At 49.7% G+C, this 14,890-nt stretch carries 13 protein-coding genes, 1 pseudogene and 1 riboswitch; of the genes and pseudogenes, 4 read left to right on the top strand and 10 right to left on the bottom strand.

Annotated elements, in window-relative coordinates; genetic code table 11:
- Positions 1-85: 85 nt before the first annotated feature.
- Positions 86-574 carry a hypothetical protein gene (locus FVF72_RS07755; RefSeq protein ID WP_147671779.1) on the top strand — a complete coding sequence of 163 codons (489 nt, stop codon included), beginning with the start codon at positions 86-88 and terminating at the stop codon, positions 572-574.
- A gap of 97 nt (positions 575-671) precedes the next feature.
- On the opposite strand, the gene FVF72_RS07750 is transcribed toward FVF72_RS07755, so the two are convergent.
- The 5 genes and pseudogenes from FVF72_RS07750 to FVF72_RS07735 form a co-directional block, all read right to left on the bottom strand.
- Positions 672-1,871: a sodium:proton antiporter gene (locus tag FVF72_RS07750; protein ID WP_147671778.1), complete on the bottom strand. Its 1,200-nt coding sequence runs from the start codon at positions 1,869-1,871 to the stop codon at positions 672-674.
- Between the two features lie 38 nt (positions 1,872-1,909).
- Positions 1,910-1,972, bottom strand: a riboswitch (Fluoride riboswitch).
- 41 nt (positions 1,973-2,013) lie between these two features.
- Positions 2,014-2,256 carry an MFS transporter gene (locus tag FVF72_RS09545; RefSeq protein WP_370511827.1) on the bottom strand — a complete coding sequence of 81 codons (243 nt, stop codon included), beginning with the start codon at positions 2,254-2,256 and terminating at the stop codon, positions 2,014-2,016.
- A gap of 40 nt (positions 2,257-2,296) precedes the next feature.
- Positions 2,297-2,860: pseudogene (locus tag FVF72_RS07745) on the bottom strand (MFS transporter); the annotation flags it as partial.
- Between the two features lie 5 nt (positions 2,861-2,865).
- Positions 2,866-3,168: an MFS transporter gene (locus FVF72_RS07740; RefSeq protein ID WP_147671776.1), complete on the bottom strand. Its 303-nt coding sequence runs from the start codon at positions 3,166-3,168 to the stop codon at positions 2,866-2,868.
- A gap of 104 nt (positions 3,169-3,272) precedes the next feature.
- Positions 3,273-4,034 (bottom strand): prenyltransferase/squalene oxidase repeat-containing protein, encoded by a 762-nt coding sequence (locus tag FVF72_RS07735; RefSeq protein ID WP_147671775.1) that lies wholly within the window; start codon positions 4,032-4,034, stop codon positions 3,273-3,275.
- Between the two features lie 107 nt (positions 4,035-4,141).
- Here FVF72_RS07735 and FVF72_RS07730 point away from each other — a divergent pair, with 107 nt between their 5' ends.
- A complete protein-coding gene (locus tag FVF72_RS07730; protein WP_147672026.1) occupies positions 4,142-6,319 on the top strand; it encodes a DHH family phosphoesterase in 2,178 nt (725 codons plus the stop codon).
- Between the two features lie 152 nt (positions 6,320-6,471).
- Here the strand turns inward: FVF72_RS07730 and nth are convergent, their stop codons facing one another.
- The 4 genes from nth to FVF72_RS07710 form a co-directional block, all read right to left on the bottom strand.
- Positions 6,472-7,089: an endonuclease III gene (gene nth / locus FVF72_RS07725; RefSeq protein WP_048901292.1), complete on the bottom strand. Its 618-nt coding sequence runs from the start codon at positions 7,087-7,089 to the stop codon at positions 6,472-6,474.
- Positions 7,090-7,131: 42 nt separating this feature from the next.
- On the bottom strand, positions 7,132-7,587 hold the full coding sequence (locus tag FVF72_RS07720; protein WP_013295975.1) for an ATP/GTP-binding protein: 456 nt from the start codon (positions 7,585-7,587) through the stop codon (positions 7,132-7,134).
- An 81-nt stretch (positions 7,588-7,668) separates the two neighbouring features.
- On the bottom strand, positions 7,669-8,934 hold the full coding sequence (aroA, locus tag FVF72_RS07715; protein ID WP_147671774.1) for a 3-phosphoshikimate 1-carboxyvinyltransferase: 1,266 nt from the start codon (positions 8,932-8,934) through the stop codon (positions 7,669-7,671).
- An 18-nt stretch (positions 8,935-8,952) separates the two neighbouring features.
- Positions 8,953-11,583 carry a valine--tRNA ligase gene (locus FVF72_RS07710; RefSeq protein ID WP_013295977.1) on the bottom strand — a complete coding sequence of 877 codons (2,631 nt, stop codon included), beginning with the start codon at positions 11,581-11,583 and terminating at the stop codon, positions 8,953-8,955.
- A 142-nt stretch (positions 11,584-11,725) separates the two neighbouring features.
- Between FVF72_RS07710 and FVF72_RS07705 the strand changes: the two genes are divergently transcribed.
- Complete coding sequence (locus FVF72_RS07705; RefSeq protein WP_013295978.1) at positions 11,726-12,085, top strand: hypothetical protein; 360 nt, start codon at positions 11,726-11,728, stop codon at positions 12,083-12,085.
- 26 nt (positions 12,086-12,111) lie between these two features.
- On the opposite strand, the gene FVF72_RS07700 is transcribed toward FVF72_RS07705, so the two are convergent.
- A complete protein-coding gene (locus FVF72_RS07700; RefSeq protein WP_013295980.1) occupies positions 12,112-12,960 on the bottom strand; it encodes a hypothetical protein in 849 nt (282 codons plus the stop codon).
- Between the two features lie 166 nt (positions 12,961-13,126).
- Here FVF72_RS07700 and pheT point away from each other — a divergent pair, with 166 nt between their 5' ends.
- Positions 13,127-14,782: a phenylalanine--tRNA ligase subunit beta gene (pheT, locus tag FVF72_RS07695; RefSeq protein ID WP_013295981.1), complete on the top strand. Its 1,656-nt coding sequence runs from the start codon at positions 13,127-13,129 to the stop codon at positions 14,780-14,782.
- Positions 14,783-14,890: the final 108 nt, after the last annotated feature.

The following is a 14,890-nucleotide window of genomic DNA, read 5'->3' as shown; positions in this document are numbered from 1 at the left end:
CATAACCCCTACAGATAAACTACCCAAACCCAAAACCTTTACCCAAACCCAAAACTTTTATTTTTCAAATTATAAAATCCCCTCCATGAAGAGGATCTATCTTATGGCACTCCTTCTTCTTACCGTAAGTGTGAGTGGCTGCATAACTTCAGGGAACAGCAGCATCAACCAGCTTGCCCCCCAGATAAATGATCATATAAAGAAGGGTGATGCTTATTTCAATGAATCAGCACTTGCAGCAAACAGCTTCAAACTGGACGATGCGCTTTCAAAGTGCGAACTTGCAGAGAGTGAGTATAGTTCCGCCAGGACCCTTGCATCCGAGGCCCTGAATCATGCTAAGGACACAGGTGACCCCATAGTGGTCAACTACATCGAACTCCTGGTATCTGAGCTGGAGGCAAAACTCAACGCCACCCAACAGCTTAAGAATGCCATACAGATGTTCACACTGAAAGACACTGAGAGCGGGAACTCAAATATAGAACTTGCAAATGGTTACATGCTGAGTGCAAAGGAATTAGAAAGAAAAAGACAGGAAATTGTAAATAAAAATCCCGAAAGGTTCAGTTAAACTTACAGTACACACCCCTTATCTAAAAATCCTGAAAGGTCCAGTTAAACTTACAGTACACACCCCTTATCTAAAAATCCTGAAAGGTTCAGGTCCCCTACGGGGCCCCTTCAACCTCCAGGAACCTTTCGCCTGTGATTCTGACAGCCACTGACCCAAGGGGTGCTGTGAAGAGTATGGCGAGTACCGCCATTGCAAGTATTGTTTGACCCGCTGCAACCCCCGCGGCAAGGGGTATTGCACCCACAGCTGCCTGCACAGTAGCCTTTGGTATGTAAGCTGCTATGCAGAATACCCTTTCCCTCAAATTAAGGTTGGAGCCTCTGAGTGCCAGGAGCACGCCCATACTCCTTGCTGCAAGACCCAGGATTACCACTGCCAGTCCCAGGAGTCCCACCTGGAATATGAGTTTAACGTCAACCGCTGCCCCCACAAGCACAAAGAGAAGTATCTCTGCAAATATCCATACCTTGTTGAATTTCTCAGAGAGCTTGAGTCCTGTTTCAGGCATCCTCTCAAGTATAACAAGCCCTGTTACCATCACACCAACAAGTGCGGCTATGGGGACATGGGCACTGAGTATATCCCCTGCATTCTTAAGGAGTATTGCCGCGCCCAGGATGATGAGTGTCTTCTCAGTGTTTCTTATCTCAAATTTCCTGAAGAGATACACAAGGGCAAGACCAAGGGCAAGACCCGCAACCATACCTGTCAGTATTGATATCGGGACCCCCAGGACCTCCACAAGAAAGTTAACCTGCTGTCCCTGATACATTCCCAGGAACGCCGAGAAGAGGGTTATTGAAACAACGTCATCCACAGATGCACCTGTCAGTATAATGGTGGGTATACCCTTGGCTGTCCCCATCCTCCTCTCAATGAAGGAGAGCATCTGTGGGACTATAACTGCAGGTGAAACCGCGGCTATAACAAAACCAAGGATACCCGCCTCTATGAGTGAAAGGCCCAGTATGTAGTGGGCTGCGAACATCACAGCGAAACCCTCAACGACATCGGGTATGAAACTCATCTTAACTGCGGTCATGCCCACCTTTCTTAGGCTTTCGAGGTTTATACCAAAACCAGCCCTCAGGAGGATTATTATGAGTGCTATGACCCTGAGGTCGGGTGAAACGTCCATTATACTTTTTGATATAAGGTTCAGTCCATGGGGACCTATCAGAATGCCCAGTACAAGCATCCCCAGGATTCCCGGTATCCCGATGCGGTTGAATACCCTGCTGAACAGAAGACCAAGTAAGATAATAACAGCTACGCTGAATGCAACATACTCCAAATTGATACCTCCATCTGGAGGATAGCTCCTCCTACATTTTTTCTGCAGGAGTCATCAGCCAGAAAAAGCGTTTAAAGGTGGACTCCATCACCTATATACTGAACTTCAGGTTGATTTATATAAATTTTCCGGTTGCTTTCATCTAAGGAACCTTCCTCTCCATCCGTTCAACACCAGCTATTACAGCTATGGCAGCTGACTGGGTTATAATTGAAAACAGGACAACCGCAGGTATCCACAAACCGTAGAGGTAGCCCATAAGGAGGCTTCCCGAAAACCAGGCGACTCCAAAAACCATGTTGAACGTCCCGTAGGCTGAGCCCCTCCTCTCTGGTGGAGAAAACCTTGAAACTGCGGCCCTCATAACAGACTCCTGTGCACCCATACCCACACCCCAGAGTGCCGCCCCAGTAACTGCCGCCACTGAGCCGCCAAGGAAGGCAAGGGGGGCCATAGAGCATGGAGATTAACACCGCAAGGGCCATGACCCTGAAACCATACCTGTCAAAGTACCTTCCAAAGATGAGAGCTGAGACGGCATCTGTGAGCATGGCAAGGGAATAAAGGACAGGAATCATTGAGGGTCCCATAACCCCACTCACTCCAAGGTGGTAACCCACAAGTGGAAAATCAGCGTATCCGAGGGCTATGAAACATACAGCGAGCATGTAAATCCAGTAGGAACCTCTGAATGATGTGTAATCAATTCCTGTTGAGGTTTCAAGTTCACCTGGACGTGGAAAGAGGAGGTAACCTGCAGTTAAAACTGAGAGCGCCATGACCGCCGGAACTGCAAGGATCAGGAACCCCTCCCTGAAGCCTCCGCCAAGTGCCAGAACAATGAAAACTATGAGGGGTCCTGCAACAGCCCCAATCTGGTCAAGGGCCTCATGTATCCCGAATCCAGTACCATGACCCATACCTGAGGATGCATATGATAAAATAGCATCCCGGGGTGGTGTTCTGAGGCCCTTACCCACCCTCTCCATTATTATCAGGAGAACCGCCGCCTGCCAGTTACCTGCAAATGCAAGAGAGGCACAGCTATAAGGTTGATCAGGTAGCCGGCAAATGTTATGAACCAGTACCTCCCTGTTCTATCTGAGATGTACCCTGAAAGGAACCTTATAATGTACCCTGAAAGTTCACCGAACCCTGCCGCAAATCCAACCATGAATGCGCTGGCGCCGAGAAAGGCCATGAATGGCCCTGTTATTCCCCTGGCACCCTCATAGGTCATGTCTGCAAATAGGCTCACAATTCCGAGTATGATTATGAACTTAGCCGCCCTATTCATGGTAAACCCCCATAGAAAAATGAGTCTCCCTCCCCCTTACGAATTTAACTGCCTGTAAAATCCCGGCAGAGGAATGAATTTCCAGTTTAGAGATAATCATCACCTTAACCCCTGAACAGAATGTAAACCGCCCTATAGGTGTACTCAGGTTCAGATATGCCCATATACAGTGACCTCCTGAATCCCCCATCAGGGTTTCTCAATTTCAATATAAAGTCTCCCACATCATGTTTCATTCCCCTGAGGATCTCGTTGACCCTGAAACCTGCGTAAACCGTCTCAATGTATGGCGGATGGGACAGGGGCGTGAAGTTCCAGCCCCCCTCACCCCAGCAGGAATCAGCAAATTCAAGCACCTCCTTCCTGCTGAAATTCACACCATGGGCCTCCAGTATCTCAACCGCAAAATGGGTGTTTATGATGTCTGAACCGTGCCTTCCAAAACCGCCGTCATCGTTCTGAAGCGAAAGAACCCATTCAGGGACCCCCTCAAGGTATTCACCATGGAGGCGGAGAACCGAATCCATGTAATACGTTATTTCAAGCTTTGATCTTCTGTAGGACCTTCTTAGAAGATCGAGAAATCTATCCTTTACCCTGAATTCCCTGCCATAATCAGCCAGCAAACTGCACCTGTAGAAAAGTCCCTGGGCAGCGAAGCTACCCCTCGAGTGAAGCTCCTCAAGCCAGTCAAGGGTTCTCGCAACATCATCAGGGAGAGAATCAATGACCTCCAGGGACTTTATGGCGTAATACGTATTTTTAGAGTCAGGAAGCCCCTCATAAAGTGTGTAACCCCCTGATGGGTGTCTCCTCCTGTCAAAAAAGTTAATGATTCCCACAACCATGGGTGACGTCCCTGACATCTTATTCCCCCGGCTCCACAACAATCAAATATAAATAATGAACGCCGCCATTATATAATAAGTTCCCGTTATTTATCATTAAATAAATCGTTTCTATGAGGAATACCATGATCCAGTCATGTAGTGAATGTAAGGGTAAGGGTTACCGTGTTAAAAGTTACAAAATATGCAGCGCATGCCATGGGACAGGCTACCAATCAACGGAGGATATTAAGGACCACTTCAAGGGTGTATCAAACACTGCAAGGCAGAGGTTCGACCTTGAGGAGGCCCATGATGTGCCCTGCGAGGTATGCAGGGGAAAGGGTGAGGTCGAGGTGAGGGAACCCTGCCCCAACTGTGGAGGAAAGGGTGAGGTGAACATATGCCCCTCATGTGGAAAGAGGATAAGTGGCAGGGACGAGTACTGTCCTGACTGCCAGAAGAAGGAACACGTATACGTCCTCCACCCGGCATGCACCATCGACGACCTTGAGGTTGGAAGCGTATACCGTGGAAAGATAACGAGGATAGAAAAATATGGTGTCTTCGTGAGCCTCAACAGCCATGTCTGGGGACTCATGAGGGGCCTCTTCCCTGACCACAGAATCGGTGACGAAATATTCGTCAGGGTATCCCATGTAAAGCCCTACAAGGGCGAGGTTGACATGATACCCGCCAGTATAAAGGGACCATATGAGATCGTTAAATTAAAAAAGGACCTCCCAAGGACAAGAATAGCTGATATAGACACCAAGAGTCTTGGTAAAACAGTGAGAATAGTGGGTGAGGTCATACAGATACAGCAGACCTCAGGACCAACAATATTCACAATCTCAGATGAGACAGGGACAACCTGGGCAGCGGCCTTTGATGAGCCAGGCATAAGGGTCTACCCCCACATCCAGATAGGACACATAGTTGAGGTTATAGGTGAGGTTAACCAGCACACCGGTAAGATCCAGATAGAATCAGAGTCCATTGAACGCCTCATAGGAAAGGATGCTGCTGAGGCAAGGAGGCTCATCGATGAGGCAATTGACAGGAGGGCAGAACCTAAGAGGAAGGACCTCCTCATAGAAAGCGAAACCCTTGAAAAACTGAGGCCAAAACTCATTGAAGCAGCCAAGGCCATAAGAAGGGCAATATACGATGGAAGATCCATACTGGTAAGGCACCATGCAGACGCCGATGGTATATGTGCAGGTGTGGCCATAGAAAAGGCAGTTGTGCCCCTGCTGAGGGAACTGAACCCGAGCACAGATGCAGAGTGGCACTACTTCAAGAGGGCCCCAAGTAAGGCCCCGTTCTATGAACTGGAGGACGTGGTGAAGGACCTTTCCTATGCACTTGAGGACCTGGAAAGGCACGGGCAGAAACTCCCCCTCCTTGTGCTCCTTGACAACGGGTCGACAGAGGAGGACATACTCGCCCTCATGAAGGCAAAGATCTATGACATCGAAATAGTGGTCGTGGACCACCACTACCCGGGTGAGGTCACCGATGGAAGGGTGGAGGTTGATGAATACGTTGACGTGCACGTGAACCCATACCTGGTGGGTGGGGACTCCCAGATAACGGCTGGTGCCCTTTCAGTGGAGATAGCCAAGATGATAAACCCTGAGATCACCGAGAGGATCCTGCACCTCCCCGGCATTGCTGCTGTGGGGGACCATGCAAACTCCCCTGAAGCCGAAGGTTACATTGAACTCGCAGGTGAGCGGGGCTATGAACGGGAGGAGCTTGAAAAAATAGCCGCCTGTGTTGACTTTGAGGCTTTTTACCTCCGATTCATGAATGGAAGGGGCATAATAGACACCATCCTTGGTCTTGGAAATCTTGATAAGCACAAAAAACTGGTGGACGCCCTCTACAGGGAATACGAGAGAAAGGTTGATACCCAGCTCCGGGCCGCGATACCCAACCTCAAATCCACGATGCTCCCCAATGGTATACTCTTCAATGTCCTTGACGTTGAGAAGTACTCACACCGCTTCACCTTCCCTGCCCCCGGCAAGACCTGCGGCTTCGTCCATGACTACATGGTCCAGAAGCACGGCGAGGAGACACCAATAATCACCCTTGCCTATGGACCGGACTTCGGGGTTATAAGGGCAACCGATGCTGTGAATGAGAAATTCGGGTTCAACCTCAACGAGATAGTCTGGGAACTGGCAGAGGAGATTCCTGAGGCGGTGATCGATGGGGGTGGACATGAATGCGCAGGGTCACTCAAGTACATTGAGGGCCTCTCAAAGAAGGTTTTATCAGCCTTTGCAGAGAAGGTGGCATCCCTCAGGGAATAAAAAATCAATTAAATTGATATTTTTTTCCTGTGACGCTCTGAGAAACTAGACTTCTAGATTTTAATTTTGAATAGATTGACTCTAATCTTATTTTAATTAATCAAGTATCCCCTCATGAATGCCTGAAAAAAGTAAATATTAACTCCTAAACATCAGGTTTTTTCCCTTTCGTCCATCAAGCTCTTATAGTAGTCGCATTCATCTGCAATGGGACATTCCTCATGCCTCGGACCCACTGGCCTGCATATGTCCTGTCCGAACTGGACCATGAGGTCATTGAGTTCTATCCAGTATTTCCTGGGTATGACCTCCATGAGGACCCTCTCGGTCTCCTCAGGTGTCCTGGTGTTCACAAGGCCTATTCTGTTTGATATCCTGTGGACATGTGTATCAACAGGGACCACTGGCTTATTGAATGCATATACAAGTACACAGTTTGCTGTTTTCCTCCCAACACCTGGAAGTTTAAGGAGTTCATCAATGTCATCAGGGACCCTCCCCCCGTATTCCTCAAGGAGAATCCGCGAAACCTCCCTGATCCTCCGTGCCTTGACGTGATAGAAGCCAGCCTTCCTTACAAGCTGCTCCAATTTCTCAACCGGTGCATATGCAACGTCCTCCATGGTGGGGTACTCAGAGAACAGCCTGGCGGTTGCCTCATCGGTGTTCTCGTCCCGGGTCCTCTGGGAGAGTATTGTTCTTATGAGGACACGGTAGGGGTCCCTGTCCTCAAAGACCCTGAGGGAGTAGAGGCTCCTAAGACCCTCCATTATCCTGTCAATATCCCTGATGGATACCACCGGAAAAAAGAATCAGTTAAGTTTCTGGAGCAGAAGCTGAAGACCGTCCATCAGCCCCTCACCCTCGGTTGCAATGGTGGGCAGAACATCCACATCCCTGTCAATCTCAAGTTCAGAATCATCAAGGTCCTGTTTATTTGAGAACACAACGTATGGGATGTTTTTCTCCTCAAGTTCTGCCATTATCTCCTTCTCAGCCAGGGTTACCCCCCTTGAGTTATCCACCACTATTATGGCGGCATCAAGGCCATTGGAGATGATCTCAAGCATGAACTTGAACCTCTCGTGGCCGGGTGTTGCAAAGAGGTGTATCTTCTCACCGTTAACGATGCAGTTACCATAATCCAGTGCCAGTGTTGTGCCCTTGTACTCAACCTTTGTTATCTTATCACAGAGCTGCTCAAGGGTGGTTGTTTTACCGGTATCATAATCCCCGAAGATTACAACCTTTGTCTCCTTATTTTTCATTATAATCAACTCACACTCATTTATAGTTAAGTATAATGTCTGAATGCTGTGTCCCTATTTTATGTACCATATTTTATATATTTAATGCTGTGGGAGGTTTATTCGACACCCAATTGACCTCATCCTCTCTGGAAAATCAGGGAACGAAACACTGAAGACCTCACCATCCATTATTGTTATACCCTCCCTGAGACCTATGAGGGTGAATGCCATTGCAAGTCTGTGGTCGCCGTGGGATGAGACCACTCCACCCCTCACACCACCCTCAATGACCATGCCGTCCCGCAGCTCCTTAACATCCACTCCCAGTTTTCCAAGTTCAGTGGCGCATGTCCTTATCCTGTCTGTTTCCTTGTACCTTGCATGTTCAACCCCCCTTATCTCGGTTCGTCCATCTGCAAGGGCCCCAAGGACCGCTACAGTTGGGAGGAGGTCCGGGGCGTCATGGAGGTCCGCCTGGACACCTGAAAGTTCCCCTGTGGATGATACAACCACGTGGTTATCTCCCACCACAACATCGGCCCCCATCTCACTGATTATGTCAAGTATGATACGGTCGCCCTGCCTGGAATCCCTGAAGAGGTTCTCGATTCTGACCTCCCCGCCTGCAACTGCAACTGCCCCTGCAAGGTAGGATGCAGAGGAGTAGTCACCCTCAACCGTGTACGTCCTTCCCCTGTACCTGGATGGTTCAACAGAGAATACCCCATCAGAGTATTCCACCGGGACAGAGAATTTCTCCATCACATCAAGGGTCATGTCAACGTAGGGCCTTGATATGAACTCCCCCTCAACCTTCAGGTCAACGCCCTCTGAGAGGGGTGCTGCTATGAGGATCGAGGATATGAACTGTGAACTCAGACTCCCATCTATTGATGTCTCACCGCCCCTGAATCCTCCCTTTATAATAACAGGTGGGAGGCCGTTCATCCTTGAGGATACTGCCTCAACACCCAGTGGTTTGAGGGCGTCCAGGAGGGGCTGCATGGGTCTTGTCCTGAGGGACTCATCACCGGTGAGTACAGTGTAGTTCTCTGCAAGGCCAGCCACCGAGGTCATGATGCGCAGTGTTGTCCCTGAATTTCCAAGGTATACAACATCGTCGGGTGTTTCAAGTTCACCCCCGCTTCCGGTGACGGACCATTTCTCATTGCCCTCTATGTCAACCCCGAATGCCCGGCAGGCCTCCACTGAGGAGAGGGTGTCCTCTGCCACAAGGGGGTCCCTGATCTCTGATATGCCATCTGCAAGAGCCGCCACTATGACTGCCCTGTGGGTGTAACTCTTGGATGGTGGGGCTTTGACTGTCCCTGAAAGTTCAGGTGAAACATCAACTTTAAGTTCCATTGAAACACCTCGAGGGGATCATCGCACGATTTCTATTATGATCTCAGGTTCATCCATGTTGAGCACATCGACCCTTTCGCCGGCTGTTCCCACAACCTCCTTTCTGAAGCTTATGTATTCAGCTGTGAGTCTTCTTCCAGCAACCTCTATTTCCCCATTCTCCTGGAGTTCATCGTAGACATCCTGGGGGTCAGATCCCTGGAGATGGGAGATTATGGCCGGGGCGTCTCCCCTGAACTCGGGCCCTATCCTGTCCATTCTCGGTTCAAGTTCCACGACCCTCTCTGTTATTTCAGGTTCACCCGTCTCAAGGCCCACCTCAGATATATTCATTGTCCCTGCTATGTCCTGGAGGAATGGTTCCAGCATTGCCGCTGAATCCTCATCCGTGTATATGGTGGCTGATCGGAGGGGTGCGTTGAGGGGCATCTTTGATGATGACTTGAACCTCCTGATTTCACCTATAACCTCAACTGAAATGTCACCCATCCTCTCGATCTCAGGGTCAACCAGCTCAGGTCGGTACTCTGGCCAGCCTTTCACATGTATTGATCCCTCACCGATGTGCTGGTGAACCTCCTCTGTGAAGTGGGGTGTCACCGGGGCAAGGAGCCTGAGGCATGTCTCGAGAACCATCCTGAGGGTGGTCTGGGCTGCCACCCTTGAGGCCCCATCCCCCTCTGAGTACAGGCGGTACTTGACAGCCTCGATGTACTCGTCACAGAAGTCATGCCAGACGAACTTCTGGATCCTCCCCACCGCTGCTGCGAAGTTGTACTCCTCCAGACTCTCTGTAACGTCCCTCACCAGGTTCATGAGCCTGGAGAGTATCCAGCGGTCAAGCGGTCTGAATTCCGCCTCCCTGTCATCTCCCAGGTGGATGCTTATGAATCTGAATGCATTCCAGAATTTCCTCAGGAACTTGTAGCCGTACTTCACGTCCTTCCAGGCAAATGGAACGTCTGACCCTGGCACACTCCCTGCGGCCCAGAGCCTCAGTGCATCGGCACCGTAGTCCTCAAGGACCTCCTCAGGTGCTATAACATTTCCCCGGGACTTGCTCATCTTGTGTCCGTCCTCCCCGAAGACCATCCCGTTTATCACTATCTCACTGAAGGGTTTCTCACCGGTGAGTGCCATGCATCTCAGTATGGTGTAGAATGCCCAGGTACGGATTATGTCGTGTCCCTGTGGCCTCAGATTTGCGGGGAAGAGGTCCCTGTAGGATTCATCTGGCCATCCTGCAACCGAGAGAGGGGATATTGAACTGTCCATCCAGGTGTCCAGGACATCCTCCTCCCCAATGAATTCTGTGCTTCCGCATTCACATTTTATCCCTGGATCGTCCCTTGTTGGGTCAACTGGCAGCATATCCTCATCTGCAACGTGGACCCTTCCGCATTCCTTACAGTACCACACTGGTATGGGTGTTGCGAATATCCTCTGCCTTGATATGCACCAGTCCCAGTCCATGGACCCTGTCCAGTTGAGGAGCCTCGTCTTCATGTGTTCGGGCACCCATTCCATTTCCTCAGCAGCCCTTCTAACATCGGGTATGAGTTTCTTTACCGCCACAAACCACTGCTTCTTGACCAGGATCTCTATCGGTGTCTTGCACCTCCAGCAGGTGCCCACGTTCTGCTTTACAGGCTCCTTTCTCAGGAGGAAGCCCTCCCTTTCAAGGTCCTCAACTATCTGTTCCTTGCACTCCCTTATGGTAAGACCCTTATATTTGCCTGCGGCCTCTGTCATATATCCCCTTTCATCTATCGCCTCTATAATGTCAAGGTTATGGCGGTTGACCCAGGTAACGTCCGTCTTGTCCCCGAAGGTACATATCATGACAGCACCGGTACCGAATTCAGGGTCAACATCAGGGTCCTTTATCAGTTTAACCTTCTGGCCGAAGAGGGGTACCTCTATCTCCTTACCCTCAAATTCACTGAATCTATCATCATCAGGGTGCACAGCCACAGCCACGCAGGCTGCCATGAGCTCCGGCCTTGTTGTGGCTATCTCTATATCTTCACCACCATCGACAGGGAACCTCACATAGTTGAGGTTTGTCTCGTTCTCAACGTATTCGACCTCTGCAAAGGCTATCGCAGTCTCACACCTGGGGCACCAGTTGACCGGGTGCACACCCTGGTATATGAGGCCGTCCTCATACATGCGGAGGAATGAGAGCTGGGTTCTTCTCATGTACTCAGGGGTCATGGTCACGAATTCGTGGCTCCAGTCCTGGCTGAAGCCAAGGCGCTGCATCTGCTCCTTCATCATCTTTATGTTTTCCTGTGTGAGTTCCACACAGAGGCGCCTGAATTCCTCACGTGACACGTCACTCTTCTTTATGTTGTGGGTCTCCTCAACCTTGACCTCCGTTGGGAGACCATGACAGTCCCAGCCCTGGGGGAAGAGGACATCGAATCCCCTCATCCTCCTGAACCTTGCTATTATGTCCATGTAGACCCAGTTGAGTACGTGGCCCATGTGTATGGATCCTGTTGGGTATGGTGGTGGCGTGTCTATGATGTACCTGGGCTTTGTCCCTGACCCTATGAAGCGGTATATGTCATCTTCCTGCCATTTTTTCTGCCATTTAACCTCGTTTTTATGGTTGTAATCCTTTGGGATCTGGTTATCGGTCATCTTATTCTCTCCCTGATAGAAGCTGTGAAGTGCTGGAAAAGTTATATGATAATATTCACTACCCAATCTTTATAAAGATGTTTGAATACTCTAACTTTGTGGAGAAATAAAAGGAGAGCAAGTTCTCATATGGTGAATGCCAATGGAGTTGATCTGGTTCTACATAGCACTCTTCCTTGCAATAAGTGATGAGATACACACGAGGATACTCTGGAATGTCTTCTTTGATTTTTACATACTTCTTGCCGGGATAATAAAGGAGACCGTCTCATCGAACATCCAGCTGTGGCTGGTCCATGAGGGTCTGGAGGCCCTCTTCCACTTCATAGTGCTGTCCCTTGTGTTTCTCTCATTTGAGATAGGGTTCCTCGCAGCCCTCATACACCTTGTTGTGGATCTTTACCATCAGCTGAGCGGGGTGGACCATGGATGGCTGTATCACAGGGCCCTCCACTTCACCGTGGAATCGGTTTTCTTCATAATGGTCTTCTCTGCCCTCTAAAAGGCCCGTTTCCTTTTAAAATAATTTTATCCTGTTCTCCCCAGTGTCAGAGACCCTATGAATTTTGTGGTGGGTATCCGTGGGAGTGATGATGCTGCCACATATTTTCCAAGGAATATTATGTTATCGGGCCTTCCCCTGTTTCTTCCAAGGAGTCTGCCCCCATCAAAGGTTGCGTGCACCCTCAGAAGTGTGGAGTTTTCCCTGCTCAGGGTCTCGTAGAGAAGTATGTTTCGCCTGTTGTATCCCCAGCGGTCTGTCCCTGCAGCATAAACCGCTGCCTTAAGGGGATTTTGACTCCAGCGTGAATAGTAGCCTCTCCTGTAATAGGATGGGCTGTTGGGTACACTTATGTACTCCCCATTCCGCAGCCTGAATACTGAGAGCCTTGAGTAGCCACTCCTGTAAATTGAAACCCCTACCTGACCACCCGGGCCCCTTATAACAAAGTGTCCGAGGCCGAGTTTTCTCACGAGGCTGTGGGCCCTCTTCATATCATAGGATGTCACGTTACCGCGCCGGATGATGTCTCCCCCTATAGCCTCAAGGGCCCGGTTTATCCAGACTATATCGGGTCCGCCGGCCCCCATCATCCAGCCACCCTCTGAGATTATGGTGTGGAAGAAGTATCCGTTGACGGTCTTGTATTCCTTCAGGGTTTCCCTGCCATTCCAGATCGTCTTCTGAATCCTGAGGGTGGCGGCATAGGTGGAATCCCTCCTGTAGGCAAAGACAGCGTCACTCTCATTAACATTAACCACCACCGAGCAGCAGTCAGAGTCCACCTCATGGTGATGGGTCCCTGATGACCCCCAGGTGCTCCAGCTGTTATTTGCAGGTGTCTGATTTACAGCGGCTGCTGATGCTGCACCCATGAGAATCGCGATTACAAAAAATATAGCAAAAAAATGTGCTTCAACTTCACACCCCCTCTATGTATTCTGTTTCCTGGACTATATGAATTTTGAGATAGGGGGCGGGTTAATTATTTATTGGATACCCATGATAATTTGAACCATCATATTTACCGGAGAGATCACCATGCCTGTTATAACGTTGGATTATGATGACCTGAAGGAACTGGGCATTGACATTGATAGAGAAAGGCTCATTGAAGTTCTGCCGATGATGGGGAGTGACATTGAGGACTTTGATGATGAGGGTATTAAGGTTGAATTCTTCCCCAACCGCCCTGACCTCCTCTCGGTTGAGGGTGTTGCAAGGAGCCTCAGGGGATTTCTGGGGATTGAAACAGGCATGCCCAGTTATGATGTTCCTGAATCAGACATTGAGGTGACTGTTGATGAGTCTGTCCTCAATGTGAGGCCCCACCTTGGAATGGCTGTCATTGAAAATGTGAGATTCACAGATAAGAAGCTTAAACAGGTCATGGAGTTTCAGGAGGACCTCCACTGGGTTATCGGGCGTGACCGGAAGAAGGTGGCCATTGGTATACATGACCTTGACCGTGTTGAGCCCCCCTTCGTCTACAGTGGAGTTGAACCTGAGGGTGTCACCTTCACCCCCCTTGAGAGTGTATGTGAAATGACACCCCGGGAGATACTGGAGGAGCACCCCAAGGGTGTGGCCTACGCACATCTCCTGAGGGACCATGAACGTTATCCCCTCATAACCGATAAGAATGGAGATGTGCTCTCCCTCCCCCCCATAATAAACGGGGAACTCACCAAGTTAACCACAGAGACAGAGAGGATACTCGTTGATGTTACAGGGACCGATGAGAGGGCAGTTAACCAGGCCCTGAACATCATATGCACATCATTTGCAGAGTCTGGTGGTGTCATAAGGTCAGTAACGGTGAGGCGCCCTGAATCTGAGTTAAGGCTCCCTGACCTCACACCAAAGGAGATGAGTGTCTCTGTATCAACAGCTTCACACATAACAGGCATTGAACTTGACGCTGCTGAGATCAAAGAACTCCTCATGAAGGCCCGTATGGATGCATCCATCGTCTCCCCTGACGAGGTCCTTGCGGTTATCCCGGCCTACAGGGTGGACATCCTCCACGAGGTTGACCTTGTGGAGAACATAGCAACCCAGTACTGCATAGGGAGGATCGAACCCCTTATCCCTGAAGTTGCAACCATTGCAGAGGAGGATAACTGGAACAGGGCCGATAAATTCATAAGGGATGTTATGGTGGGTCTGGGCTTCCAGGAGGTGATGAGCCTCATGCTGACAAGTGAGGAGAGCCACTACCAGAAGATGCGACTCGAGGAGGATGAAAGGGTGCAGGTTGCCCAGCCGATTTCACAGGATCGGACCATGATCCGCAAGAGCCTCCTGAATGGTCTCCTTGAATTCCTTGAGGATAACAGGCATGAGGACCTCCCCCAGAGAATATTCGAGGTTGGGGACGTGGTATACATTGATCCTAAAGCCGAGACCCGTACACGTACCGTGAAGAAACTGGCATGTGCAATCACCCACTCAAGCGCGGGTTTCACCGAGATCAAGTCAATTGCAGCTGCAGTGGTTGAGAACCTTGGATATGAGTTCAGAGTGGAACCCCTCGACCACCCATCATTCATAAGGGGGAGGTGTGCGTCCATTGAATCTGAGGGTGAATCATCGAGAATAAGAGGGTTCTTCGGTGAGGTTCACCCCGAGGTTGTGACAAACTTCAACCTCGAGTACCCTGTCATTGCCCTTGAAATTGAATTTGAGGAGAAGTGAATATCAACAAGCTAAATCCCGATCAGTGGGTGTTGTGATCCTCCAGTAGGGGGAAAAAATAAATAACTGGGTTAGGGTTTACACAGAAACCCTGCCCCCAATAACCAA

It is taken from the genome of Methanothermobacter sp. KEPCO-1 (genome assembly GCF_008033705.1).
Classification (GTDB): Archaea; Methanobacteriota; Methanobacteria; order Methanobacteriales; family Methanothermobacteraceae; genus Methanothermobacter; species Methanothermobacter marburgensis.
Note: the sequence above shows the minus strand (reverse complement) of the source record. Positions and strands in the feature narration are given on the sequence as shown.